The organism is Brucella sp. NBRC 113783, from assembly GCF_040372265.1.
Classification (GTDB): domain Bacteria; phylum Pseudomonadota; class Alphaproteobacteria; order Rhizobiales; family Rhizobiaceae; genus Brucella; species Brucella teleogrylli.
Genome location: NZ_BAABRX010000011.1, coordinates 14,972 through 37,145 on the forward strand (window position 1 = coordinate 14,972; position 22,174 = coordinate 37,145).

Below are 22,174 nucleotides of genomic sequence, written 5' to 3' on the forward strand. Positions count from 1 at the left end.
TATTATTTAATTGAATAATATTACATTTAGTTAAATTAGCTACGCGTAAGATTTCGGTAAAAATTATATTGTGGCGGTCTGTTCGAGCGGCTGATCAATAACAGGTTTCGGGATAGAATATGGAAAAGCGACCGCTGACACTGACGATTAATGGTGTCACAGTCGGACCCGTTGACGTTCCGCTCGGGATGCCGATGATCGACTTTCTGCACGAATATCTCGACCTGACGGGCACGCATTTTGGCTGCGGTCAGGGCATCTGCCATGCCTGTACAGTTATCGAGGTCAAGCCCGATGGCGCCAAGACCGAAAGCCGCACATGCATCTATGATGCACATTTTTTTGCCGGCAAATCGATCCTCACCATTGAGGGCCACGCGCAGCGCGACAGTGACGGTAGTATTCTCAGCCTGACACCGGTGCAGCAGGCTTTCATCGATCATTTTTCCTTTCAATGCGGCTATTGCACGCCGGGGTTCGTTGCAGGCGCGACCGTTTTTATCGAACAGCTGAAACGACAGCCGGTAAAGCGTGCTGAGCCTGAACGGCGAAGGCATACCTAATGTCGCGCCCGCCATGAAAGGCAACGGCATAGTTGCGCTGGATAAACCGAACGCGCTGATCAGCGCCGTTTTGAACGGTATTGCCACTCAGGCATTCACCAACCAGCAGCGCATGTACGCCATGCCGGCCTTCGCCGACGCGATGGACGAGAGCGAGATTGCCGCGCTGGTTAGCTGGATGCGGGCGCAGTGGGGCGGGCGCGGGGGCCATCCTGTTACTGCCGGGCTGGTCAAAGCGTTCCAGCGCTCTGTCCGATAATTCGTAGAACTGATTTGACCGCATCTTGGACGACATCCCTGCACGGTCAATTAAGGAGATAGATACATGGCTGCCGGACTGTCACGCCGTGATTTCATCAAATTGGGTACGTTCGCGGGCATATCCGTTCTCTTCGCGCGTCTTCCGGCTGCTCAAGCGCTGGAGGTGCAATCGGGGCCGTCGACTGCGGACTGGCTGGACGCTGACGGCAAGGCGCGCCATCGCTGGGACGCCATACGAAAAGTGACCGGCGGGAAAACCTTTGCCCGCGATTATCGCGCCCGGGATATTCCCGGCTGGACGAGGGATCAGGGGCACGCTTTCTTCATAAAGGCGACAAAAGCAGACCGCACCTTTGAGGGCTAGACCTGTCGTTGCTGGGAAAAGAACTCCAGCATGACCGTCTGGTGATGCATGAGGATCTGGAGCGGGACGGCATCCGCATTCCGCAAGTGTCTGATCTTGCTGAAGAGTTTTTCGGCAAGAATTTCCTCGTTCCGAAGGGCGAAACACCGCTTTTGCTTGGCCATTCGGTGGCGCTGCTTGTTTACGACGATTTCGAGCGGTTTGAACTGGCGAAGCGTATGCTGCGCTTTGAAGCGGATGTCGTCCGCTATGGCGCTGAGACCGGCTTCAAGTCGCCGAAAAATTACGGCGCAGCGCGTTATGTGCGCATTGGCGGAGGAACCCCGACATCGCCTTAGGTCTATTCATCCTTTCAGGATGCGACGATCTACGGCAATTTTGATGGCAACGACGTGGTCTGGCCGGATGAAAGCAAAACGGGCCTGTTCGTTCCGCGCTCCGTGCAGACCAGGCACCGGGGCTGAGGCGCGCGCGATCCTGAACAGGTGGCGCGCGAGACTTACGAGCCCATGCGCCGGGGCATGAATGCGGCGCATCAACTTGGCGCAGAGATTGACGCGGCGCGGAAGAACCCAGACAAGATCGTGCTTGACCGCAAGGCGTTTTCCCAGTCGATCGATCCTTCGGCGCTGGAAGCGGACAATGGCAATGCATGGTACGATGCGCAAACGCGGACGCTGCATATCATCGCCGCCGTGCAATCGCCTTACGATGCGGCGCGCTTCGCAGCCATGATCGTCAAGGGCAACAAGACCTTTCCGGTCGATGAGATCAAGCTCCAATTCGGCACAACGGTCGGCTATGGCTCGAAAGACCATTCGATTTTCCCGCTTTACTGCGTGATGGCGGCGTTTTACGGCGGTGGCAAAGCCGTGCGTCTTGCCAATGATCGCTATGAGCAGTTCCAGATGGGCCTCAAGCGCCATTCGTTCCATATGGATGTCTCGCTTGTCGCCGACCGCAAGACGGGCCAGTTCGAAATCATGAAAGGGCACTATGTCGCCAATGGAGGCGGACGGGCCAACTATTCCTTCTCCGTCGCGCAAGTCGCCGCAACGGCGGCGCAATCGATCTATTATCTGCCGAAATCGGACTTCAGTTCGGTCGCGCTGGCGAGCCAGGCCGTGGAGGCAGGTTCCATGCGCGGCTATGGCGCGCTTCAGGTCATGTCGGTGACTGAACTTATGGTTGATGAACTGGCAAATGAACTTGCCATCGACGCCATTGAGCTTCGTCGCCGCAACGCCACCAAGGCGGGCTACCTGAACACGCAAGGCGCTCAGCCGCTTGGCGATCCGCGCAATATCGAAATGCTCGACAAGGCGGCCAGCAATCCGCTTTGGACCAATCGCAAACAGGCCAAGAAGGATTATGACGCGGCGCATCCGGGCCGCCTTTACGGCATCGGCTTTGCGCAGGTGCAGAAGGATTACGGCACGGGGGCTGACACCTCCGCGCTTGCGCTGGAATTCGACGCGCAGGGGCGGCTGACCATGCGGCATTGCGTGCTGGAAATTGGCACCGGAGCGACAACGGCGCAACAGGTTCTGGCGCGCGACATCATCGGCAAAGTGCCCGATGACGTGGAATTCGGCGTGACGGATTTTCCGCAGCTTCCGATAACCAGCACCGGTTCGCCCTATACCATGACGCAGGCGCAGCAGGACGAGGCCGAGAAGAACCCTTACTGGGTCCCTGCCACTTTGCCAGCGATGAGTGCCTCCAACAGCGCGTATTTTCTAAGCTTCGGCACCCGGCAGGCCGCGCAGTTCCTGCTGGAACACACCATTTGGCCTGCGGCGCGGACCATCTGGAGCGAAGGGCCAGCCGACGGACAAATATCGGCTGGTGACGTGACTTTCGCCGATATCCGTATAGTCCCGGGCGGTGTGGGCGGCGGCAGTATGGAAACGCTTTCCTTTGGGCGCATCGCCCGCAAGGCGCACGAACTGGGCTTGATCACAGGGGTGGCGCTTCATTGTTTCAGTCGCTGGGAATGGGCGACCGCTCAGTTCACCGTTCCCGGCGCAGGCATGCGCGAGCTTGCCATCGACGCTTTGGCGGTGCGCTATGATGATGGCGCTCTCGCCGAGGCGAAACGGCGGATGACCACGGGTGGTTATGAATATATCAAACGCAGCAAGGTCAATTTCCCGCCGGTGCAGCGCGTCAATGCGGGCGTGACGACCTATGCGCCAGCGTCCTGCATTGTGGAACTCAACGTCAACACTTTTACGGGTGCGGTTGAGATCATGCAGCATCACAGCATTCTCGATCCCGGCAAGATCATCGTGCCCGAACTGGTATCGGGCCAGCAGCAGGGTGGCCTCGCCATGGGCATCGGCCACGCGCCTATGGAGGAACTGCCACTTTACGATGATGGTCCGGGCGACGGAACATGGAATTTCAATCGCTATACATTGCCGAGATCGAAAGACGTCGCCGTATGGAAACAGAGCGCGGACTATCTGACGCCGCTTTCTGATACTTCGCCGCCAAAGGGCATTGCCGAGGTCGTGACGATCCCGATCATTCCGGCCATTGGAAACGCCATAGCGCATGCCACGGGCAAGCGGTTCTATGAACTTCCGATCACACCTGAAAAGATCAAGCGAGCACTTGGTTAGAGCAACTTAGACAAGTCGATAAAAAACGGCCGAGCGGTTCTCACAAACCTTCAGTGGAGCAAGTCGAGGAATTGTTGCACCGGGGAAGTGCAATCAACTTTGCGAAGCCTTCGGGCGAGTTTTGCGGTGGGTAGAAGTTGCTTGTTAAAGACAGATGGTGTGTCGGTTTAGAGCCGAACCGAAAATTAAGTTGAGCGATTTCAGGAGTTTATGATTCTCTGTGGTTTACCAAGACTACGGAGGATCACATGGCCTGGACTGAAACCGCCCGGCGAGACTATGTCAGACGTGGCTTGCGCTATGCAAGCGATTGTACCGACGATGAGTGGGCAGTTGTTGCGCCGCTTTTGCAGCCGATGGGCAAAGTCGGCCGTCCGCGCGAGCATGATCCCCGCACATTGTGGAACGCAATCCAATACATCGCGACAACCGGCAGCCAATGGGCGCAATTACCGAAGGAATTCCCGCCGTTTACGACGGTGCAGTACCATTTCTACCGGATGCGCGACAACGGCTTGCTTGATCTTATCAATGAAATGCTGGTTGCGGTGACACGGCTGGCGGAAGGCCGCAAGGCGGAGCCGACAGCCGCTATTATCGATAGCCAGTCGGTCAAAACGACGGAATCTGGCGGTCCACGAGGCTATGATGCTGGCAAAAAGATCAAAGGGCGCAAGCGCCATATCGTGACCGATATGACGGGCAATATGCTGGAAGGCATCGTGCATGGTGCCGACGTTCAGGACCGGGACGGTGCACCTGATCTGATCAATCGCACCTGTGACAACTATCCCACCGTGGCGAAACTCTTTGCCGATGGCGGATATGCTGGCGAAAAGCTGACAACTGCTGTGGCACATCTCAAAGCGCTGGCAATTGAAATCGTCAAGCGATCCGATCAGGTCAGGGGCTTTGTAGTTTTGCCCAAACGGTGGATCGTCGAGCGAACCTTCGCCTGGCTCAACCGCTGCCGCCGTCTGGCAAAAGATTGGGAGGCTTCAATTGCATCCGCAGAGGCATGGATGTTCATCTCGTCAATCAGGCGAATGACACGGCGTATCGCAAGGCTCGAATTTTGAGTCGGGCACTTAGACCCAAGAAACTGGGAAAATACTATCTGCCATTCAATTTTATCGAATGTATTCGCCCTAGCGGGTTACTTATAATCTCCCACTTTCTGTAGTCTTGACAGTTTTCCATTTCCGGCTCTACCTTGAATTCACGCTCAAGCTTAATGCTGAAGCGAGGGGAGGAATTCATGACTAAAGGTTCAATTATTAATGGGCTGGGTCTAGGTTCAATTTCGCGACGCCAGTTTCTAACGACCAGCGCGGCTGGAGCAGGCGCTCTGCTTTTGCCGTCCTTACCGTCTTTTGCAGCGGACAAACCCAAAATCGGGCTTGTCATGAAGTCGCTTGCAAACGAGTTTTTCAAGCAAATGCAGGCCGGTGCTGAAGATTATGCGGCCAAGAATACGGACAAGTTTACCTTTGCCGCTGTTGGCATGAAAGACGAACGAGATTTCGCCGCCCAGGTTGATGCGGTTGAAAACTTCATCACGCAGCAGTTCAATGTGATCGTTCTGGCGCCGGCCGATTCCAAGGCTATGGTCACACCGGTGAAGAAGGCGCTGGAAGCTGGCATCAAGGTCATCAATATCGACGTGGCGCTTGATGAAGAGGCGAAGAAGCAGGCCGGTGTCGATCTGGCATTTTTCGGACCCGACAATCGCGAAGGCGCAAAGCTGTCCGGCATGGCACTTGCCAAGGAACTCGGCAAGGGCGGTAAGGTGGTTATCCTCGAAGGTAATCCCGAGGCCGACAATGCCAAGGAGCGCAAGAAGGGTTTCGATGATGCTGTGGCCGAAGGCGGCTTGACACTGTTGGATTCCAAGACCGCGCATTGGGAGACAGAAGAAGCCAACACACTCATGACGAATTTCCTTACACAATATCAGGATATTCAGGGCGTTATGGCAGCCAATGACTCAATGGCGCTGGGCGTTGTGAAGGCGCTTGATGCAGCAGGCAAGTCAGGCCAGATCAAAGTCGTTGGTTTCGACAATATTCCCGCCGTACAGCCACTGATCAAGGACGGCAAGATGCTGGCCACGATCGACCAGTTCGGCGCGCAGATGGCGGCAATGGGCATCGATTATGGCCTTAAGGAACTGGCGGGAGAAAAATTCTCAGGCTGGGTCAAGACGGATATCAAGCTGATTACCGCCAAGGACCTTTAGGAACTCGCAAGATAGCGAGGCCGCATCGGATGCACTCCGTTGCGGCCTTCCGTCACTCCAACAGGCAGGAATAGTATGCAGTCAGCCGACGCGATCTTGAAGCTTGAAAACGTCGGCAAAGTCTTTCCGGGCGTAACTGCTCTGGAGGGTATCAATCTACAACTGTTGCGCGGCGAAACGCATATTATTCTGGGTGAAAACGGCGCTGGCAAGTCAACGCTCATCAAACTGCTTGCCGGTATCTATCAGCCGGACGCTGGCGAGATTGTTCTGAATGATCAGCCCTATCGGCCCAAGACGCCGCATGATGCGCAAGTTCAGGGCATTCGTATTGTTCATCAGGAACTCAATTTACTTCCACACCTTTCCATAGCGGAAAACCTGATGTTGGAAAGGCTCCCGCGACGTTGCGGCATCTTGGATCGGGCTTCGCTCAACAGGCGTGCCTCTGAATTGCTGGACGAGGTTGGGCTGGCGTTAGATCCTCGCACACTTGTCTCCGAATTGGGCGTCGCGCAAATGCAATTGGTCGAAATTGCAAAGGCGCTTGGCTATGATAGCAAGCTTCTGGTCCTGGATGAGCCGACGGCGACACTGACACCGCCTGAAATTGAACGGCTCTTTGCCATTATCGGGAGAATGAAGGTCAGGGGTGTAACTATCATTTATATCTCGCACCGCCTGCATGAAGTCTTTGAAATTGGTGACCGGGTCACCGTTTTGCGCAACGGTCGTCTGGTTGAAACGCGCGCCTTTGAGGGGCTGAGCGTGCCCCATCTGGTCCGCATGATGATTGGGCGGGATATTGCAGACGAATATAGCTTCGACTCCACCATCGTGCCAGGTTCGGTTGCCCTCGAGGTCGAAAGCGTTACACGATCGACAACAGACCCTGCGGTCTCCTTTTCGGTGCGCGAGGGCGAAATTCTGGGTGTGGCAGGTCTGGTAGGATCGGGCCGCACGGAGATCATGCGCGCGATCTTCGGTGCTGATCCCAAAGGCGGGGGACAAATCCGTGTGGACGGCAAGCCGGTAAATATTCGCAATCCCAAAGATGCTGTCAGAAATGGACTGGGTTTCCTGACCGAAGATCGTAAGGGGCAGGGGCTGATGCTGGATATGCCTGTAGACATAAATGCGACGATCACCGATTTGAAGAAAATCTCCCATGGCGGATTGCTGGACAAAGGCGAAGAAAAGAAATCCGTTATGGAACTGGTTGAGCAATTGCGGATCAAAACGGCCTCCATAGGCACATCGGTGCGCAATTTGTCTGGTGGTAACCAGCAAAAGGTGGTGCTTGCAAAATGGCTGTTTCGCGGTTCCTCAACATTGATCCTGGATGAACCGACGCGGGGCGTCGATGTCGGTGCCAGACGCGAAATCTATCAATTACTCTGGATGCTGGCCGCAAATCAAAAAGCAATCATTATGGTCTCTTCGGATTTGCCTGAACTCATTGGCATGTGTCACCGCATTATCGTGTTCTCCAATGGCAAGCTGGTAGGAGAACTGCGTCGGTCGCAATTTGATCAGGAGCGTATTCTCTCGCTTGCCTATCAGGAGCATGTTCAATGACAGCTAAGCCCTCTGTGCCCGAGAGATCCGCAGCAGCGGACCGACAGAAGTTGAAACGCTTCTTGCTGCGTGACGCTGGCGTTTTTCTAGCTCTTTTACTGATCACGCTGGTGTTTTCTTTCACCGCGCCTTATTTCGCCACGCCCGGCAACGCGTTGAAGATTTTCGTCCAGATCGCCATTAATACGGTTCTCGCGGCGGGGATGACTTTCGTCATCCTGACCGGCGGCATTGATCTCTCCGTTGGCTCGGTGCTCGCGCTTTGCACGGTCATAGGTGCGCTCATCATGACATCAGGTCTGGAACCCGGATTATCGATACCGCTTGCCGTGCTGGCTTGCATCGCAGTTGGTGGGTTTTGTGGCTACATCAACGGTAAGGTGTCGACCTTCTGGAAGATTCCGTCCTTCATTGTGACGCTCGGTATGTTGAATATAGCCGCTGGTGCAGCGCGCGTGGTGTCCAACAACTCCACCATTACGGGACTGCCGCAAGGCTTCGTCGATTTCGGTAATCTGATCATCGGCGGCTTTCTGCCCTCAATCTTTCTGGTGGCAGTGGCGGTCATTTTTGCAGGCTGGTTCATACTGCGGTTTACTGTTTTCGGTCGCATGATCTACGCCGTTGGGGCCAATGATGAGGCGGTCCGTCTGTCGGGGCATAATCCCGACACGTATAAGATTGCTGCGTTTGTCATCTCGGGTGTCACCGCAGGTATCGCCGCGATCGTCTATTTGCTGCGCTTGAATATTGGCAGCCCGATCGCCGGTATCGGCTATGAACTGAACGCGATTGCGGCAGTCATTATCGGCGGGACCAGTCTCTTTGGGGGAAAAGGCTCGATCGTCGGCACACTGGCGGGCGCCTGTATTCTGCAAGTTCTGGCGACCGGCCTGCAATTGCTCGGCATCGGCGATAATTACAAGCCAATCATCATTGGCGCGGTGATCATACTTGCTGTGATTGTCGATACCTATCGCGAAAGATTGCTGCGGCGCATCCATTGATGCGCCGCCGTGAAAGAAAGACCTGGCGTCACCTTATTGGTGGACGCCGCCTTCATTTAAGGAAACTTCGCTCCTGGTCCGGCTTTCCCATAAGCCGATACCAAAAAGCACGGCGGTTGTAAGCCATCCCAGCGTGAGAAGATCGGCGCTCTGTGCGAACGGCGCAATGAGAGCCAACAAAACGACCCCTCCGATATGGGACAGGGGGAGGCGACCGTAAACGACATATTTGTAGATCGCGCTGCCAATCAGGTAGATAGCAGGACCGACTGCGATGACGACAATTTGCGCCACGCTGGCATGACCTGCGGGATGCTCCATGGCAAGATCGTTGCCCACAGCGCTCACGATGATGCCGAAAATCAATATGGCGTGGATGTAGTGGAAATAGGCACCGATCTTTCCCGGATCACGGGCCTGCGTAATGCGGGCGGTCGCATCCTTGCTCGACGTCCCGAAATAGAGCCACCACATGGCGATGGTGCCGAGAAAGGTCGCAAGCATGGCGGACAGTTCGGCAATGTTCCAGTTTTCCGCGCCTGCAAGGGTGGCGCCCGTTGCTAGAAGACTTTCGCCCAGCGCCACGATGACAAAGAGCTGGCAACGCTCGGCGAGGTGCCCACCTTCGATCGTCCAATCGCTGACGTGTGAGCGGCCCATTCCCAGCAAGGCAAAGCCGATCATTGGCGAAACATATTCGCAAAGCGCTGCCACGATCCAAAGCGCCAGCCGGGCTTCCCCTTCCGCAACGGCTCCACCGATCCAGAAGCAGGCTGAAAGGGTAAGCCAACCCAGCATGCGCCGGTAATTGGCTGCCAGCGGATGACCCCGCCCCAATTGCCAGACGATAAAGCTGGTTCGTCCAAGCTGCATCGCGACATAGCACCCGGCGAATATCAGGCCGCCTGCGCCAAAAGCGTCCGGGATTGAGGCGGCCATGACCAGCGCCAGCGCCATGCAGCCGAACAGAACAAGGCGAATTTTCAGCTGTTCGGGGTTAAACCAGTTGGTGACCCAGCACGTATATTGCCAGCCGAGCCAGACCGCGAACCAAAGCACCAGCGTTTCAAGCGCGCTCCACGCGGTCAGATGATGAAGCAGCGCGTGGCTGAGTTGAGTGACCGCGAAGACGTAAACGAGATCGAAGAAAAGCTCTTCATAGGTGACATGCGCATGATGACCGTCTCGCAGGCGCAAAAGAGGATGAACTGATTCGCTCATGGATTATTCCTTGGTGTGTCGAGCATCAGATAGTAGGCGCCAAAAACTTGGCTGGTGCGGGGGGACGATGAAAGGATTATCTGCTGACCTCCGTAATGAAGTATTGGCCCCGCTTACACTCACACTGATCGGCATAAGCTGCGCCGTGAAAATCACCCTCTGGGCGCGTACGGGCTGCGGTGCGCCAAATCAAATCTGGCTGAAAAGGAGAGATACGCGAGGCGAGCAGTCCCATTCCTGGTTACCATCAATATAGACGTGACCGTTTTCCTATCTTTCGAAACGGCACCGGGACTCTCGATCTTATCGTAAGCTTATGCAGGCTGGGAATACTTAAGACAGTGCTTATCTGGTAATGATACGGTTACATGGCCGCCAAACAGATGTTTTGGCAGGCCCACTTCATTGCAGTGTCTGTCAGAACGTACGAGCGAAACCCTTCAGCGGTTGGAAAAGCAGAGACAGTTGGGAAAAGGCGTCGCCGCTTAGTTAAGCGTGGGCTTTTGATTATGGCGGACCTTCAGTCCCGCCGCTTCTGCGGCTTTGATAAATGACGCCCGGGCAGTATTTGGCAGCCCCTCCATATCCGCGAGGCAGCCTGCAATGCGTCCTGATATTCCTCGCCCTGGGCGCCTTCCGGCCAATAGTTTAAAAGGCATTCCGACGCCATCGGCGTATTCGTCACGACCTGATACTTCCCGAAGCCGTAGAGCTGAATATCAACGGGTTCTCCCCAAGCCATCGCGGTCTCCCAGTAAAAGATGCCCTGCCTTGAGGTGGTAAGGTAGGGCTGACGTCAGCTTGGCAAGTGTCGTTCGAACGGCAGCTGGCGCCAATACAAGTTCGGGCTCCCTAACCTGGCGCGTACATTTTTGTTCCTTGTGTCGCTGCGCTTGCAAGCTTTGGGATCGAAACACCCTTTCGCAAGAACGGAATTGCGGCGCGAACGAGAAGGGGCGGACAACGCCTGCACCTGGAATCCGGTTGGTTTATTTCAGACAATTGATATCGCGTCATGATCGACTAATATGAATTAATCTTTTTGGAATGGGCGGATAAGATGGAAAGTCATCAAGATCAAACTGGCGATGAGCGGCTCGTTGGTTCGACCGGCGGTATACGTCGATTCACGTTGTCCGTCACAGCAGCAGCCCGGCCGCAATTTAGCGATACGGAACTCGACATCCGCGATTGGCTGGCTGCGATTGTCGACGGTTCTGATGACGCCATCATCAGCAAGAACTTGGAAGGAATCATCAAGAGCTGGAACAGGGGCGCACAGCGCCTTTTCGGCTATCAGGCGGAAGAAGTCATTGGCAAACCGGTGACAATTCTCATTCCAGACGACCGGTTGGGTGAAGAGCCGGCTATTCTGGCCGCGATACGCAATGGCAACCGGGTCGACCATTTTGAAACAATCCGGAAGCGAAAAGACGGAACGCTGATCGATATTTCGTTGACGATTTCACCCATTCGCAATGCGAATGGCGTGATTGTTGGGGCTTCGAAGATCGCGCGCGACATTACAGAACGTCTGCAGGCACAAAAGCAGCAGCTGCTCCTGATGGGCGAGATGCAGCATCGTGTGAAAAACCTTTTCGCACTGGCGAACGGAATCGTTTCGCTGAGCGCAAGATCGACCACGCAGGTTGATGAACTCCGCGAGACCGTCCAGGCGCGCCTAGCCGCGCTTGCGCGGGCGCATGAACTGACAATGCCGGCATGGGAAGAGGCCGAAATGACGGTTTCTTCGGTGCCGCTTCAGACTCTGTTACGCACCATTCTAGAACCCTATGATGAGCAGAGTATTCGCATTTCCGGGGCTGATCCTGCAATCTCGGGCAAGTCGCTGACAAATCTGTCGCTGCTTTTGCATGAACTGGCGACGAACGCCGCCAAGCATGGCGCACTGGCGGTAACAGGGGGCCAGCTTTTGGTCAGCGTAGAAGAAACACAGGAAGCTGTCGTCGTTCATTGGCTGGAAACGGGCAATGAACATCATAACGATCAACCAAGCGAAGGATTCGGAACGCGACTTGAAAAGGCGCTGGTCTCAGCCCTTGCGGCCCAACTTGATCGGGCGTGGACGGACAACACGCTCGAAATATCAATCGCCTTGCCTAACACACCTGTTGAATAGCCTGCCCTCCGGCTGACTGGAGAAGGCATGTACCATGCGCGGCTGGACGTGTTCAGCCGCTGATACTCGGCTGTTTGTTCGATTTCATTGATAGCGACGGTCGGGTCTCAGAAAATTTGAACATGCAGGAACAAAGGCAATCGCTTGCGGTTGGGTTGGCTGTCATTTGCCAATGACCAAAGGAGCACGTGATATGCCAGGTCGATACCAAAACGAAGATCGCGACGACTATTATAACGAACCCTACCGGGACCGTGATTATGAAAGCCGTGGCGGAAACTACCGCGACTATGACGAACGCTATCCGGGTGATTATCGTTCGCGCGGCTATAGCGATGACGAGGAACGCTTCGCATATAATTCTCCGCAAAGAGAATCTTTTGCGCGCGATAGCCGCTATGAGCGTCACGGCGCACGCAATGAGCCGATGAAGTCCTCAAGCGGCACAGGAATGCATCGCGGAAAGGGACCGAAGGGTTACACCCGCACGGACGAGCGCATCAAGGAAGATGTCTCTGACGCCTTGATGGAAGATGCAGATCTTGATGCCTCCGACATTGAGGTCAGCGTCAAGAAGGGCGAAGTCATCTTGCAGGGACAAGTCGCAACCCGACAGGATAAACGCCGCGCTGAGGATTGCGCCGAAGCATGTGCGGGCGTGGCGGATGTTCAAAACAACATCAAGGTCCGCTCGGCCACGGCGCCATCCGCCAAGGGTACAGCATAATCGAAACCGGAAGACTCGCGGCTGCGGGAATGCAGCTGGAGAAGAGCTCTTGCAGCTCAATGCGCCACTGCGCGCAAAATTCATACAATCAGGAGGATAAAATGCCACGTAATATGCCAGAACGTGACGATCAGGGCCGCCTTGTCAGTGACGATGACCGCAGCAGAGGCGGCGGTCGTCGCCACTATGCCGAAAGCCGCCGTGATGACGATTATCGCAGGTCCAGTCATTACGACGATGACGACAGGGGACGCAGCCACGGCGGCTGGTTTGGCGATCCGCAAGGACACGCTGAAGCCGCCCGCCGTGGCTGGGACGAACGCCGCGACGACAGGGATTATGACGATCGTCGCCGCTATTCCAGCCGCAATGATGATTTCGACGACCGTCGTTCCAGTCGCTATGACGACGATGATCGTGGTCGTGGCTGGTACGGTGACTCTCGCGGGCATGCAGAAGCCGCCCGCCGGGGCTGGGACGAACGGCGCGATGACCGTGATGACGGCCGACGCAGCTATTCCAGTCGCGATGATGACCGCCGTTACGCAAGCCGTGACGATGACCAGCGTTCCACTGGTCGGGGCCATGGCGGGTGGTTCGGCGATCCAGAAGGTCATTCCGAAGCGTCGCGGCGCGGTTGGGATGATCGCCGCGATTACGAATATGATGATCGTCGCAGGCGTTAATGTTCCAAAGTTGGTAGGGGCGACCATCTGGTCGCCCTTATCCGTCCGTGCAGCTTGTAAAAGTCCGAATAGTTGACGTAATAGTAAGTTGAAGAATTTTTGAATTCTATCTACGGGTGCAAAGAAAGCGGCGCGGAAAAATAATGAATAACCGCATCCTTTTGTACGGATGAGCTTTTCTTGACTCACATATTAAGTGATCAGGGAATGATATCTTTATTAGAATGAATATGGTTTGCTGGTTATGTCGAAGCCGGGAGCCAGACATGCCATTTTTTAATGAAGCGAGCCGCATCTATAATCAAATTGAAGTCGACTTCCTGAGAAGTTGTTATACTCACGCGGCTATAATGCTAGAAGAAAGTGACCGGGGATATTCGGGGCGCGATTTGGCGTCGTTGACACTGTTGCTTTATGACAGCGGCCTTCGCGATCATAATTATATTACCGAACTGGCCGCCCGGCTCGCCAACAAGAAATTCATGGATCGCCGTCAGAAATCGATGGCGGCAAATTCAAATCTTCAGGGAACAAACTCAAGCGCAGGCGGTTAGGCTCACCGATCTAGAATTGGTGTCAGTCCCGCTCGAACATTGCTTGCCAGGCTGTCACCAGCCCTGCCTTTCGCCCCCGCCGAGGCAGGGCATCTTTTTGGGAGGCTGCCATGGCTTGGGGTGAACCTGTTGACGTTGAATTGTTCGGAACGGGCAAACACTGCGCGGTCACGAACACGGCGATGGCTGCGGAATATCTTCTTGAAGAATGGCCGCATGAGGCCCGCGGTGCGGAATTCTGGCGCGCCATCGAGAACTGTCTTGCCGACCTTGAGAACAAGCCCAACACAGCCAGAGAGTGCTTCATTGCCGCTATCAAGGCTGCGGATGAGTCTGCACGTCCTCCAGCACTGCCAGCGTGAACATCCGAGGGTACGGTTCATCGGATGGATGGCGCGAAGCAACACTTGGAGTGTTCGAACGCTAAGCGCCTGCCCCGGCGATGTTGGGAGACGCCGCCGGGGCAAATAACACTGACGGCGCACCGGGAACATCTGGGCCAACGTGGGGTTTGGTTGCCGAGGTAGATCAAAAATGGACAAGGACGGACACAAAACGAGCGAAGGATCCCGCATACGCGGTGCTATCCAGAAGGGACAAACCGGTGACAAGGCGCCTGGATTTGATCCGGCTGCAGCGCCTTTCGAAACGGATTCCGAAGCGGGCGGCAGTTCCTCTCCGGGGCGCGATCATGAACAATCACCAGACAGTATGAAGCACGACAGCAATGCCTCCAGTCACGCTTCGGCCCTGAGTCAGTGGGAGAAGGATAGAAAGCGAACTGTGCAGCCATTCTTAGTGGCGCTGGTGATCCTGCTAGTGATTATAGTGGCGCTTATCCTGATTTGGGGCCGCTGATCGGCAAGGCTACACCTCCAACCTCAACGCCAGGCGTCTATCAGTTCCTCTGTGGAAACCAGTTCCAGTTGTTCACTGAAGCGCTGGTGGCAAAGCGACATGATCGCGTCATGCGTTTGGTCGGAAACGCTGCAGATTGCATCATGAACCATAATGACGCGATATCCACGATCCACGGCACCCAGCAGAGTAGCGAGTACGCAAAGGTCCGTTTCCGCACCGGTGATAACGAGTGTATGAATGCGCTTATTGACCAGATAGGTTTGGAGATGGCCTTCTGTCCATGGCGAATAGACTGTCTTGTCGAGTACGGCAGCGGGGGGCACAAAATCCTTCAACGGGTCCACAAGCTGAATTAGCGCAGGATCGATATGGGTCAGCGTGAGCGCTTCCCATTTTCGGTAGTAATCGACCCAGATACCTACCGCATTCTCGGGGCGCTTTGGCGGGATAAAGCGCGTGAATATGGTGTTGTCACGCTGGACGGTGCAGATATCGATGATCCGTGGCAAAATCTGTTCTACCCACGGAACGAACCATGGCGAGTTTGGTCCAAACAGATTCTGCATGTCGATACAAAGATGCACGGAGCCGGGCTGGAGCTTACCCCGCAAAAGACCCGTTTCTACAGGCATGAGATGCGATGCAATGAGGGCGGCGGGACGACAAGATCGCTTTTCATCGAAATCCCCATCTGCGTTTCGAAAAGACAAACCTCAGGATTTTGGATCGGCTGAGGCCGGTGTCGATGGCGTTGTCACGGCAACCGGATCGCTTGCCGGAAAACTGTCCTTCAAACCTTTTTCAAGGCGCTGATTTTCATCATCTCGTTGCGGGGGCGTGGTTGCCCGCCCCAATTCTATCTCGACCGTCTTTATCGCCTGCGACAGACAGTTTGCCGCCTGCTCGAGTTGTTCATTTCGTTCTGACGAACCGCTGGGCGTAAGTTGAACTGTAATTTTCTCTTCCGCTTCGCCGACAAATTCCACGACTACTGGCGTTTCATCGCTGCGAACATTGATCGTCAGAATATTCATGTCACGCTCCTCGAATTGGTTGGTCCTAACCCGCCGCGCTCCGCGTTGTTCCATGCCTGCCGAAAAAATGTACGGTAACGTACCAATTGCAGTTGCGTCGGAACCAATAGCTTCGAGAGGCCTTATCTCACCGGGTGGGCAGGAGGAGTTACCATGTCATCCAATCCCGATTTCGAAGATGAGTTGCTGAAACTTTTACCCGCGCTCCATCAGTTTGCGCGAACCATGTGTCGCCAATCCACCGATGTGGACGATCTGGTTCAGGAGACAGTGGTGAAGGCGCTCAAGAACCAGGATAAATATGTGCCGTTTGGGCCGCTGAAGTCCTGGCTCTTCACCATCATGAAGAACACTTTCTGCAGCAAAATCAAGCGAGCGCAGCGCGAGGATGTCATGCAGGAGTGGGACGGGCCCACCATCGGTCCGTCGCAAGACTGGGCCATGGAATTGCAGGATGTCGGGCGCGCCTATGACAGGTTATCGCCACTTCACCGGAACGTCATCGAACTGGTGATTTTTAATGGTTTGAGCTATGAGCACGCCGCCACAAAAGCGGGCTGCACCATCGGCACCATCAAAAGCCGGCTCAACAGAGCAAGAACACAGCTTGAAGGCGATTTGAGTTCCGCCGGCAAGCATTGAATAAGAACTTGCCTGCTCGATGGGCCGGGTTCTGCTTCTTCATCAAAGCGCCTCCACGAAGTTGGGATGGCGGCTATTTCGGAACCAAGCGTTCTTCTGGTTGTTGTCCCTGGGTGAGGGACCCAGAAGAGGTGCATGTATGTCATTTCCCAGCCAAGACGCCATGGCGAACAAGCTTTTGGCTTTGCTCCCGCCTGACGATTATGCTGCGATCATCCGTGAAACCGTGCATGTCGATCTTCCGCGAGGTGTCATTATTGCGGAAAAAGGCCGGTCAATCACAAAAGTCTATTTTATGACATCCGGCATCGGCTCCATTGTGGTGACGACCGCCGAAGGTCACCGGGCCGAGGCGGGGCTGTTTGGATTTGACGGTTATGTGCCGACCTCGGCAATTGCCGGTGTTGAAACAAGCTCTTACGATGTCTTCATACAGGTCGCAGGCGAAGCGTACGAAATACCCTATGACCGGTTTCGTCATTGGATGGCCAGTAGCTGCAATTTTTCCAATATCATGATCCGGTCAATAGAAGCCTTTTCGGTTCAACTGGCCCACACTGCGGCTTCCAACGCCATTCACGATGTTCCTCAACGCCTCGCGCGCTGGTTATTGATGTGTGACGATCGGATATCTGGCAGCGAAATCGCCCTGACCCATGAATTCATGTCTATCATGCTTGCGGTCCGGCGACCAAGCGTGACCACTTCGCTCCATATATTGGAGGGGCTGGGGCTGATCAAATCCGTGCGCGGAGCGGTTATCATTCGCAGCCGCCGAGAATTGGAGCAATATGCGCGGGATGCTTACGGCTGGCCGGAAAAAGAGTATTCACGTCTGATGGGCAGTTTTGACCGCGCCCGTTCCGATCCGGTCTAACCGCTCAGACCAAAAAGACGACGATATTCCTCTTCCGGTTTGCCGTAGGCTTCACCGGCAAAATCCTCCAAACCCTTTCGATCACGAACCGTAATACGGCCTCTTTCGGATATGATCAGCTTTTTCCCTTCCAGCACGTGCAGGCCGGTCGTGATGCTGGGACGTCTGACGCCGAGCATCAACGCGATGAAATCGTGGGTGAGCACGATTTCATCCCCGTCGGTCCGGTCGTGAGACATCAAAAGCCAGCGAGCCAGACGTTCGTGAATATGCAGATTCACATTCGCCCAGACTGTGTAGGATAATTGCGAGGCGAAGGTCTGAATGTAACGAGCCAGCAAATTGGCGAACAAGCTGTTGCGGTTGATTTCCGCCCGCGCCGAGCCGATTTCGATCCGATGGCCAGAACCACTGACCTGCATGACGACCTCATGGATACTGGTCGTTGCGCCAACGGCCGCCGATGTGGGCGAAAATCCCTCGCGACCGAACATGCCCGCTTCCACCATTGGACCTTTATCAGACACGGTGATGACCGATCCGATGCCTTCGCAGAGAAAGTAAATATAATCGATAGGTTGGTCAGCTTTAACGAGTACCTGTCCACGTTCCAGGGTAACAGGCTCCAATAAAGTTTGAATTTGATTGTAGATGTCTGGCGGAAGGCTTTTTAACAGGCGGTTTTTCACTGTATTTCTGTCGTACATCTTGTTTTTCTTCGGGCAGAGTACGAGCGCCTCGCCGTCACGCTCCCAATCCTCTTTGACGGTTTTAAGTCTATAACACTTTGATCCGGCAAATGATTTTTGGTACGCTAGCGGACAATTCCGGCAAAGCCAGCCAATCAGGAGCCACTTTCGGGAAAGCCGCTTTGTTGAGATGTACTTCAAAACGAGCAGCTTTGCAGAAATGGGACTTAGAAGGGGAGTCCGATAGTGGCAACAGGCGGCCTGAAGAACGGAGACCGCGGGAAAGCTATATGGTCTGTACGTTAGCAGACCCTTTAATACGCGGCTGAGAAGTAGGCGCATAATGGTTTTTTAATGGAGGCAGACATGCCATTATTCCACGAAGCAAGCCGCATTTACAGTCAGGTCGAGGTCGACTTCATGCGCAGTTGTTATACATTGGCGGCGATCATCCTCGAAGAGAGTGATCATGAATATTCGGGCCGGGATTTGGCGTCATCCATCCTGCTTCTCTATGATAGCGGGCTGCGGGACCAGAACTATATTGTAGAGCTTTCTGCCCGGCTCTCGCACAAGAAGTACGCAGATCGTCATCAGCCGAACACTGGGGTAGCAAATTCTAATGCACGCCAAGGGGTCATTGCGGATGACACCTAACTGTGCTTGTTTTCAAAGGAACCGCTTTCGGCTTGAAAACACCGGCGCTAAAGGCCTTCATGAACAATAATGATGCTGTGCGCATGTTTCTGAACCGCAGCGCTGTAGAGATCGCTCCGCAACTGATTGGCTGGACGTTTCGCGTCGGCGAAGTCGGCGGTCTGATTGTCGAAACTGAAGCCTATTGCAGAACTGACCCGGCCTCTCACAGTTTCTCTGGTCCGACGCGCCGAAACGCCTCCATGTTTGGACGTCCGGGCAGCGCCTATGTTTATCGGATATATGGCCTGCATTGGTGCATGAACATTGTCTGCGCTGATGCATCTGCCGTACTCCTGCGGGCAATTGAGCCGCGACAGGGCATACCGCTCATGCAGGAACGGCGAGGTATGACGGACCTTAAGCAGCTTTGTTCGGGGCCGGCGAAGCTTGCCCAGGCTTTGGCAATTTCCGGCGAGTTGGATGGGGCTGCGCTCGATGCCGCCCCGTTTTTGCTTTCGGCGCCTGAACAGCCATGCACTGTGGATTGCGGTCCGCGCATCGGTATCAGTCGAGCAGTTGAGAAGCCCTGGCGCTTCTGGTTGCGAGGGTCCGGTTTTGTCAGCGGGCCAAAATCGCGTTTGAATGCCCCGAAAGTCTCGCCGTAACGGTCCCGGAAACTTAGCAAAGTTGTCTTGGCGCGCCTGATTTAAAAGACAAGCGCAGGCGGCAGTTTGGAACAAACCCCAATTCGCAAGGTTAGGACGCAAGCTCCTGTCACTCCAAGTGGCTCACAACCGTTGAAAAAGGGGAAGCGAACCATGCCCGCGAGCAAAAGGCCGAGCGCCGAAGACAAGCCGATTACAATCCACGACCAGAAGCTTTTTCCCGGCAACAGTGGCGATCTTCACCAGATTGCGACTGACGATGTTCCGGTCATGACGACATCTCAGGGCGGGCCGGTATCAGACGATCTGAATACGCTTAAAATCGGCGAATCCGGCCCAACGCTGATCGAGGATTTCCATTTTCGGGAAAAGATTTTTCATTTTGACCATGAACGCATACCGGAACGTGTCGTCCATGCGAGAGGTTATGGCGCGCACGGGTATTTTGAGACCACCCGGTCGATCTCCGAATATACGCGCGCCGATATATTCCAGCGCGTTGGCGAGAAAACACCGGTCTTCGTCCGCTTTTCCACGGTTGCGGGTTCAAAAGGCTCGTTCGATCTCGCCCGTGACGTGCGCGGTTTTGCGGTCAAGTTTTACACCAAGGAAGGCAATTGGGATCTCGTCGGCAACAATATTCCAGTCTTCTTCATTCAGGATGCGATACGCTTCCCTGACATCATTCATGCCGTGAAGGAAGAGCCGGATCGCGCTTTTCCGCAGGCACAATCCGCTCACGATAATTTCTGGGATTTCATCAGCCTGACGCCGGAATCCATGCACATGATCATGTGGATCATGTCGGACCGCGCAATCCCACGCTCGTTTCGCTTCATGGAAGGGTTCGGTGTCCATACGTTCCGCTTCGTGAACGAGGACAATCAATCGACATTCGTCAAATTTCTCTGGAAACCGAAGCTCGGACTGCAATCGGTCGTCTGGAACGAGGCTGTGAAGATCAATGGGGCCGATCCGGATTTTCACCGGCGCGATCTCTGGACTGCCATTCAAACCGGTAACTTCCCGGAATGGGAATTGTGCGTGCAACTCTTCGATCAGGAATTTGCCGACAGCTTCGATTTCGACGTGCTGGATCCGACCAAGCTGATACCCGAAGAAATTCTCCAGCCGATTTCGGTCGGTCGGCTGGTCCTTGACCGCATGCCGGAGAACTTTTTCGCGGAGACCGAGCAGGTTGCCTTCATGACGCAGAATGTGCCGCCCGGCATTGATTTCTCAAACGATCCTTTGCTTCAGGGGCGCAATTTTTCCTATCTAGATACGCAGTTAAAGCGGCTCGGTGGACCGAATTTCACCCAGCTTCCCATCAACGCGCCCAAATGTCCGTTTGCGCATTTTCAGCAGGACGGGCATATGGCGATGCGCAATCCAGACAGCCGGGCCAATTATCAGCCCAATTCCTGGGGGAAGGGGCCGCGGCCCGATCCAGTCAACGGCTTCCGGTCTTTTGAGGCGCAGGAAAGCGGTGAAAAAGTACGTTTGCGCCCGGAGAGTTTTAACGATCATTATAGCCAGGCTCGCCAATTCTATCTGAGCCAGACATCGGTTGAGCAAAGACATATTGCGATGGCGTTGACCTTCGAACTGTCGAAAGTAGAAACGCCCATTATCCGCGAACGGATGGTCTCGCATTTGATGAATATTGAAGAGGGGCTGGCAAACGAGGTCGCGGAGAGGCTTGGCATCCGCACAATGCCAAAGCCTGCCGATGCTCTTGCACCCGTTCGCCAGGATCTCCCTCTGTCGCCAGCGCTCAGCATTATTGAAAATGGTCCCTCAAGCTTCAAGGGCCGCAAGATCGGCGTTCTTGTGGCGAATGGGACGGATATGGAACTGATTGAAGCGATCCGTGAAGCGGCTGTGACAGAAGGAGCGGTGATAGAACTTGTCTCTCCAACAGTTGGCGGTTTTGAGACCTCTGCTGGCGAATGGATCGTGGCCCATCATATGATTGATGGTGGCCCCTCTGTTGTGTTTGACGCCGTTGCCCTTGTCCTGGCAGAAGAGGCGGCCAATAGATTGACCGGAGAAGCTGCAGCGCGTGATTTCGTGGCCGATGCTTTTGCGCATTGCAAGTTCATCGGGTTCAATTCCGGGGCCCTTCCGCTCCTTGCAAAGGCGGGCATAGCGCCGGATGCCGATAAGGGCCTTCTTTCCATCGACAGTGCGACTTCGATTCCGACTTTTGTCGAAGCTTGCCGCAAGCTCAGGTTCTGGCCACGCGAAGAGGCCGTAAAACTGTAACCAAGTGCCTTGCCCGTTTGTCCGCTAATGCCAGTGAGGGAGACATGAACAATCAGCCCAAATCAGTTCGCACCGCAGACGATGATCGCTATAGCAAGCCTGGACCAGACGAGGAAACCGGAGGCGTCACCGGCGCCCTGGGAGAAGGGCTATCGGCATCCGATGCGCCTGAACCCGCTTTAAGCAAGCCTGTGGTCTATTTGAAGAAAGGCTGCCCTTTCTGTTTCAAACTGCGGCTCGCATTGCTGGAAGCCGGAATGCTTGATTGTATTGAGCTTATCGAGTTTGCCGAAGGAACAACTGAGCAGGCTCAGATCAGGGAAAAATTGTCCCCGGTGCTGGAGGATTTGAGCTTCCCCGCTGCAGAGGTTGAGCGGGGCAAGTTCATGAAAGGCTCCGATGCACTGATCAAGTATTTTCTCGGTCAGAAGGGCATCAAGGCCGAGGCACTCCCGACGCTACAGGCATATATTGACGGGCCATTCGCTCAGCTTGTTGAGCGCGTTAAAAACTATTAGCGAGATGGGGTCGA

The 22,174-nt window shown here is 54.8% G+C and carries 26 protein-coding genes; 21 read left to right on the top strand and 5 right to left on the bottom strand.

All coding sequences use genetic code 11. From position 1 onward, the window contains the following. The first annotated feature begins 119 nt into the window (after window positions 1-119). From ABWW11_RS22225 to ABWW11_RS22265, 9 genes are all read left to right on the top strand, one after another. Window positions 120-563 carry a (2Fe-2S)-binding protein gene (locus tag ABWW11_RS22225; RefSeq protein WP_109365585.1) on the top strand — a complete coding sequence of 148 codons (444 nt, stop codon included), beginning with the start codon at window positions 120-122 and terminating at the stop codon, window positions 561-563. A gap of 13 nt (window positions 564-576) precedes the next feature. Continuing rightward, window positions 577-822: a c-type cytochrome gene (locus tag ABWW11_RS22230; protein ID WP_109365586.1), complete on the top strand. Its 246-nt coding sequence runs from the start codon at window positions 577-579 to the stop codon at window positions 820-822. Between the two features lie 66 nt (window positions 823-888). Next, the gene (locus ABWW11_RS22235; protein WP_235859065.1) at window positions 889-1,188 is read left to right on the top strand and encodes a hypothetical protein; all 300 of its coding nucleotides are present in this window, start codon (window positions 889-891) and stop codon (window positions 1,186-1,188) included. Window positions 1,189-1,196: 8 nt separating this feature from the next. Continuing rightward, the gene (locus ABWW11_RS22240; protein ID WP_235859064.1) at window positions 1,197-1,526 is read left to right on the top strand and encodes a hypothetical protein; all 330 of its coding nucleotides are present in this window, start codon (window positions 1,197-1,199) and stop codon (window positions 1,524-1,526) included. A 147-nt stretch (window positions 1,527-1,673) separates the two neighbouring features. After that, window positions 1,674-3,815, top strand: a complete 2,142-nt coding sequence (locus ABWW11_RS22245) for a xanthine dehydrogenase family protein molybdopterin-binding subunit (protein WP_244597010.1) — start codon at window positions 1,674-1,676, stop codon at window positions 3,813-3,815. A gap of 248 nt (window positions 3,816-4,063) precedes the next feature. Further along, the gene (locus tag ABWW11_RS22250; protein WP_109365587.1) at window positions 4,064-4,894 is read left to right on the top strand and encodes an IS5 family transposase; all 831 of its coding nucleotides are present in this window, start codon (window positions 4,064-4,066) and stop codon (window positions 4,892-4,894) included. 179 nt (window positions 4,895-5,073) lie between these two features. After that, window positions 5,074-6,054, top strand: coding sequence for a sugar ABC transporter substrate-binding protein (locus ABWW11_RS22255; protein ID WP_109365588.1), 981 nt, complete (start codon window positions 5,074-5,076; stop codon window positions 6,052-6,054). A gap of 75 nt (window positions 6,055-6,129) precedes the next feature. Beyond that, window positions 6,130-7,632 carry a sugar ABC transporter ATP-binding protein gene (locus ABWW11_RS22260; protein WP_319080428.1) on the top strand — a complete coding sequence of 501 codons (1,503 nt, stop codon included), beginning with the start codon at window positions 6,130-6,132 and terminating at the stop codon, window positions 7,630-7,632. After that, window positions 7,629-8,639: an ABC transporter permease gene (locus ABWW11_RS22265; RefSeq protein ID WP_109365590.1), complete on the top strand. Its 1,011-nt coding sequence runs from the start codon at window positions 7,629-7,631 to the stop codon at window positions 8,637-8,639. Before ABWW11_RS22260 ends, ABWW11_RS22265 begins: the two co-directional genes overlap by 4 nt. 33 nt (window positions 8,640-8,672) lie before the next feature. On the opposite strand, the gene ABWW11_RS22270 is transcribed toward ABWW11_RS22265, so the two are convergent. Next, window positions 8,673-9,860: a low temperature requirement protein A gene (locus ABWW11_RS22270; protein WP_109365591.1), complete on the bottom strand. Its 1,188-nt coding sequence runs from the start codon at window positions 9,858-9,860 to the stop codon at window positions 8,673-8,675. A gap of 520 nt (window positions 9,861-10,380) precedes the next feature. After that, on the bottom strand, window positions 10,381-10,602 hold the full coding sequence (locus tag ABWW11_RS22275; protein WP_342210473.1) for a DUF982 domain-containing protein: 222 nt from the start codon (window positions 10,600-10,602) through the stop codon (window positions 10,381-10,383). 318 nt (window positions 10,603-10,920) lie between these two features. Here ABWW11_RS22275 and ABWW11_RS22280 point away from each other — a divergent pair, with 318 nt between their 5' ends. The 6 genes from ABWW11_RS22280 to ABWW11_RS22305 all read left to right on the top strand — a co-directional run bounded on the left by ABWW11_RS22280 (window position 10,921) and on the right by ABWW11_RS22305 (window position 14,825). Further along, a complete protein-coding gene (locus ABWW11_RS22280) occupies window positions 10,921-12,000 on the top strand; it encodes a PAS domain S-box protein (RefSeq protein WP_109365592.1) in 1,080 nt (359 codons plus the stop codon). A 193-nt stretch (window positions 12,001-12,193) separates the two neighbouring features. After that, complete coding sequence (locus ABWW11_RS25305) at window positions 12,194-12,727, top strand: BON domain-containing protein (protein WP_371834747.1); 534 nt, start codon at window positions 12,194-12,196, stop codon at window positions 12,725-12,727. A 101-nt stretch (window positions 12,728-12,828) separates the two neighbouring features. Beyond that, a complete protein-coding gene (locus tag ABWW11_RS22290) occupies window positions 12,829-13,413 on the top strand; it encodes a hypothetical protein (RefSeq protein WP_147438014.1) in 585 nt (194 codons plus the stop codon). A 266-nt stretch (window positions 13,414-13,679) separates the two neighbouring features. Beyond that, window positions 13,680-13,967: a hypothetical protein gene (locus tag ABWW11_RS22295; RefSeq protein WP_109365594.1), complete on the top strand. Its 288-nt coding sequence runs from the start codon at window positions 13,680-13,682 to the stop codon at window positions 13,965-13,967. 110 nt (window positions 13,968-14,077) lie between these two features. Then, on the top strand, window positions 14,078-14,329 hold the full coding sequence (locus ABWW11_RS22300) for a DUF982 domain-containing protein (RefSeq protein WP_109365595.1): 252 nt from the start codon (window positions 14,078-14,080) through the stop codon (window positions 14,327-14,329). A 172-nt stretch (window positions 14,330-14,501) separates the two neighbouring features. Beyond that, window positions 14,502-14,825, top strand: a complete 324-nt coding sequence (locus ABWW11_RS22305) for a hypothetical protein (protein ID WP_109365596.1) — start codon at window positions 14,502-14,504, stop codon at window positions 14,823-14,825. A gap of 23 nt (window positions 14,826-14,848) precedes the next feature. On the opposite strand, the gene ABWW11_RS22310 is transcribed toward ABWW11_RS22305, so the two are convergent. Both ABWW11_RS22310 and ABWW11_RS22315 read right to left on the bottom strand, forming a co-directional pair. Further along, window positions 14,849-15,460 carry a cysteine hydrolase family protein gene (locus ABWW11_RS22310; protein ID WP_109365597.1) on the bottom strand — a complete coding sequence of 204 codons (612 nt, stop codon included), beginning with the start codon at window positions 15,458-15,460 and terminating at the stop codon, window positions 14,849-14,851. 81 nt (window positions 15,461-15,541) lie between these two features. After that, window positions 15,542-15,862 (bottom strand): hypothetical protein, encoded by a 321-nt coding sequence (locus tag ABWW11_RS22315; RefSeq protein WP_109365598.1) that lies wholly within the window; start codon window positions 15,860-15,862, stop codon window positions 15,542-15,544. Window positions 15,863-16,015: 153 nt separating this feature from the next. Here ABWW11_RS22315 and ABWW11_RS22320 point away from each other — a divergent pair, with 153 nt between their 5' ends. Together ABWW11_RS22320 and ABWW11_RS22325 are read left to right on the top strand one after the other, a co-directional pair. Then, entirely contained in the window at window positions 16,016-16,504 is a 489-nt protein-coding gene (locus ABWW11_RS22320) for a sigma-70 family RNA polymerase sigma factor (protein ID WP_109365599.1), read from the top strand. A gap of 139 nt (window positions 16,505-16,643) precedes the next feature. After that, entirely contained in the window at window positions 16,644-17,381 is a 738-nt protein-coding gene (locus ABWW11_RS22325; protein WP_109365600.1) for a Crp/Fnr family transcriptional regulator, read from the top strand. On the opposite strand, the gene ABWW11_RS22330 is transcribed toward ABWW11_RS22325, so the two are convergent. Beyond that, window positions 17,378-18,088: a Crp/Fnr family transcriptional regulator gene (locus tag ABWW11_RS22330; RefSeq protein ID WP_109365601.1), complete on the bottom strand. Its 711-nt coding sequence runs from the start codon at window positions 18,086-18,088 to the stop codon at window positions 17,378-17,380. The genes ABWW11_RS22325 and ABWW11_RS22330 overlap by 4 nt on opposite strands. A gap of 348 nt (window positions 18,089-18,436) precedes the next feature. On the opposite strand from ABWW11_RS22330, the gene ABWW11_RS22335 reads away from it, so the two are divergent. The 4 genes from ABWW11_RS22335 to ABWW11_RS22350 all read left to right on the top strand — a co-directional run bounded on the left by ABWW11_RS22335 (window position 18,437) and on the right by ABWW11_RS22350 (window position 22,160). After that, window positions 18,437-18,727: a hypothetical protein gene (locus ABWW11_RS22335; RefSeq protein WP_109366384.1), complete on the top strand. Its 291-nt coding sequence runs from the start codon at window positions 18,437-18,439 to the stop codon at window positions 18,725-18,727. A 59-nt stretch (window positions 18,728-18,786) separates the two neighbouring features. Next, a complete protein-coding gene (locus ABWW11_RS22340) occupies window positions 18,787-19,374 on the top strand; it encodes a DNA-3-methyladenine glycosylase (RefSeq protein ID WP_109366385.1) in 588 nt (195 codons plus the stop codon). Window positions 19,375-19,527: 153 nt separating this feature from the next. Beyond that, a complete protein-coding gene (katE, locus tag ABWW11_RS22345; RefSeq protein WP_319080427.1) occupies window positions 19,528-21,642 on the top strand; it encodes a catalase in 2,115 nt (704 codons plus the stop codon). A 44-nt stretch (window positions 21,643-21,686) separates the two neighbouring features. After that, on the top strand, window positions 21,687-22,160 hold the full coding sequence (locus tag ABWW11_RS22350) for a thioredoxin domain-containing protein (RefSeq protein ID WP_109365603.1): 474 nt from the start codon (window positions 21,687-21,689) through the stop codon (window positions 22,158-22,160). Window positions 22,161-22,174: the final 14 nt, after the last annotated feature.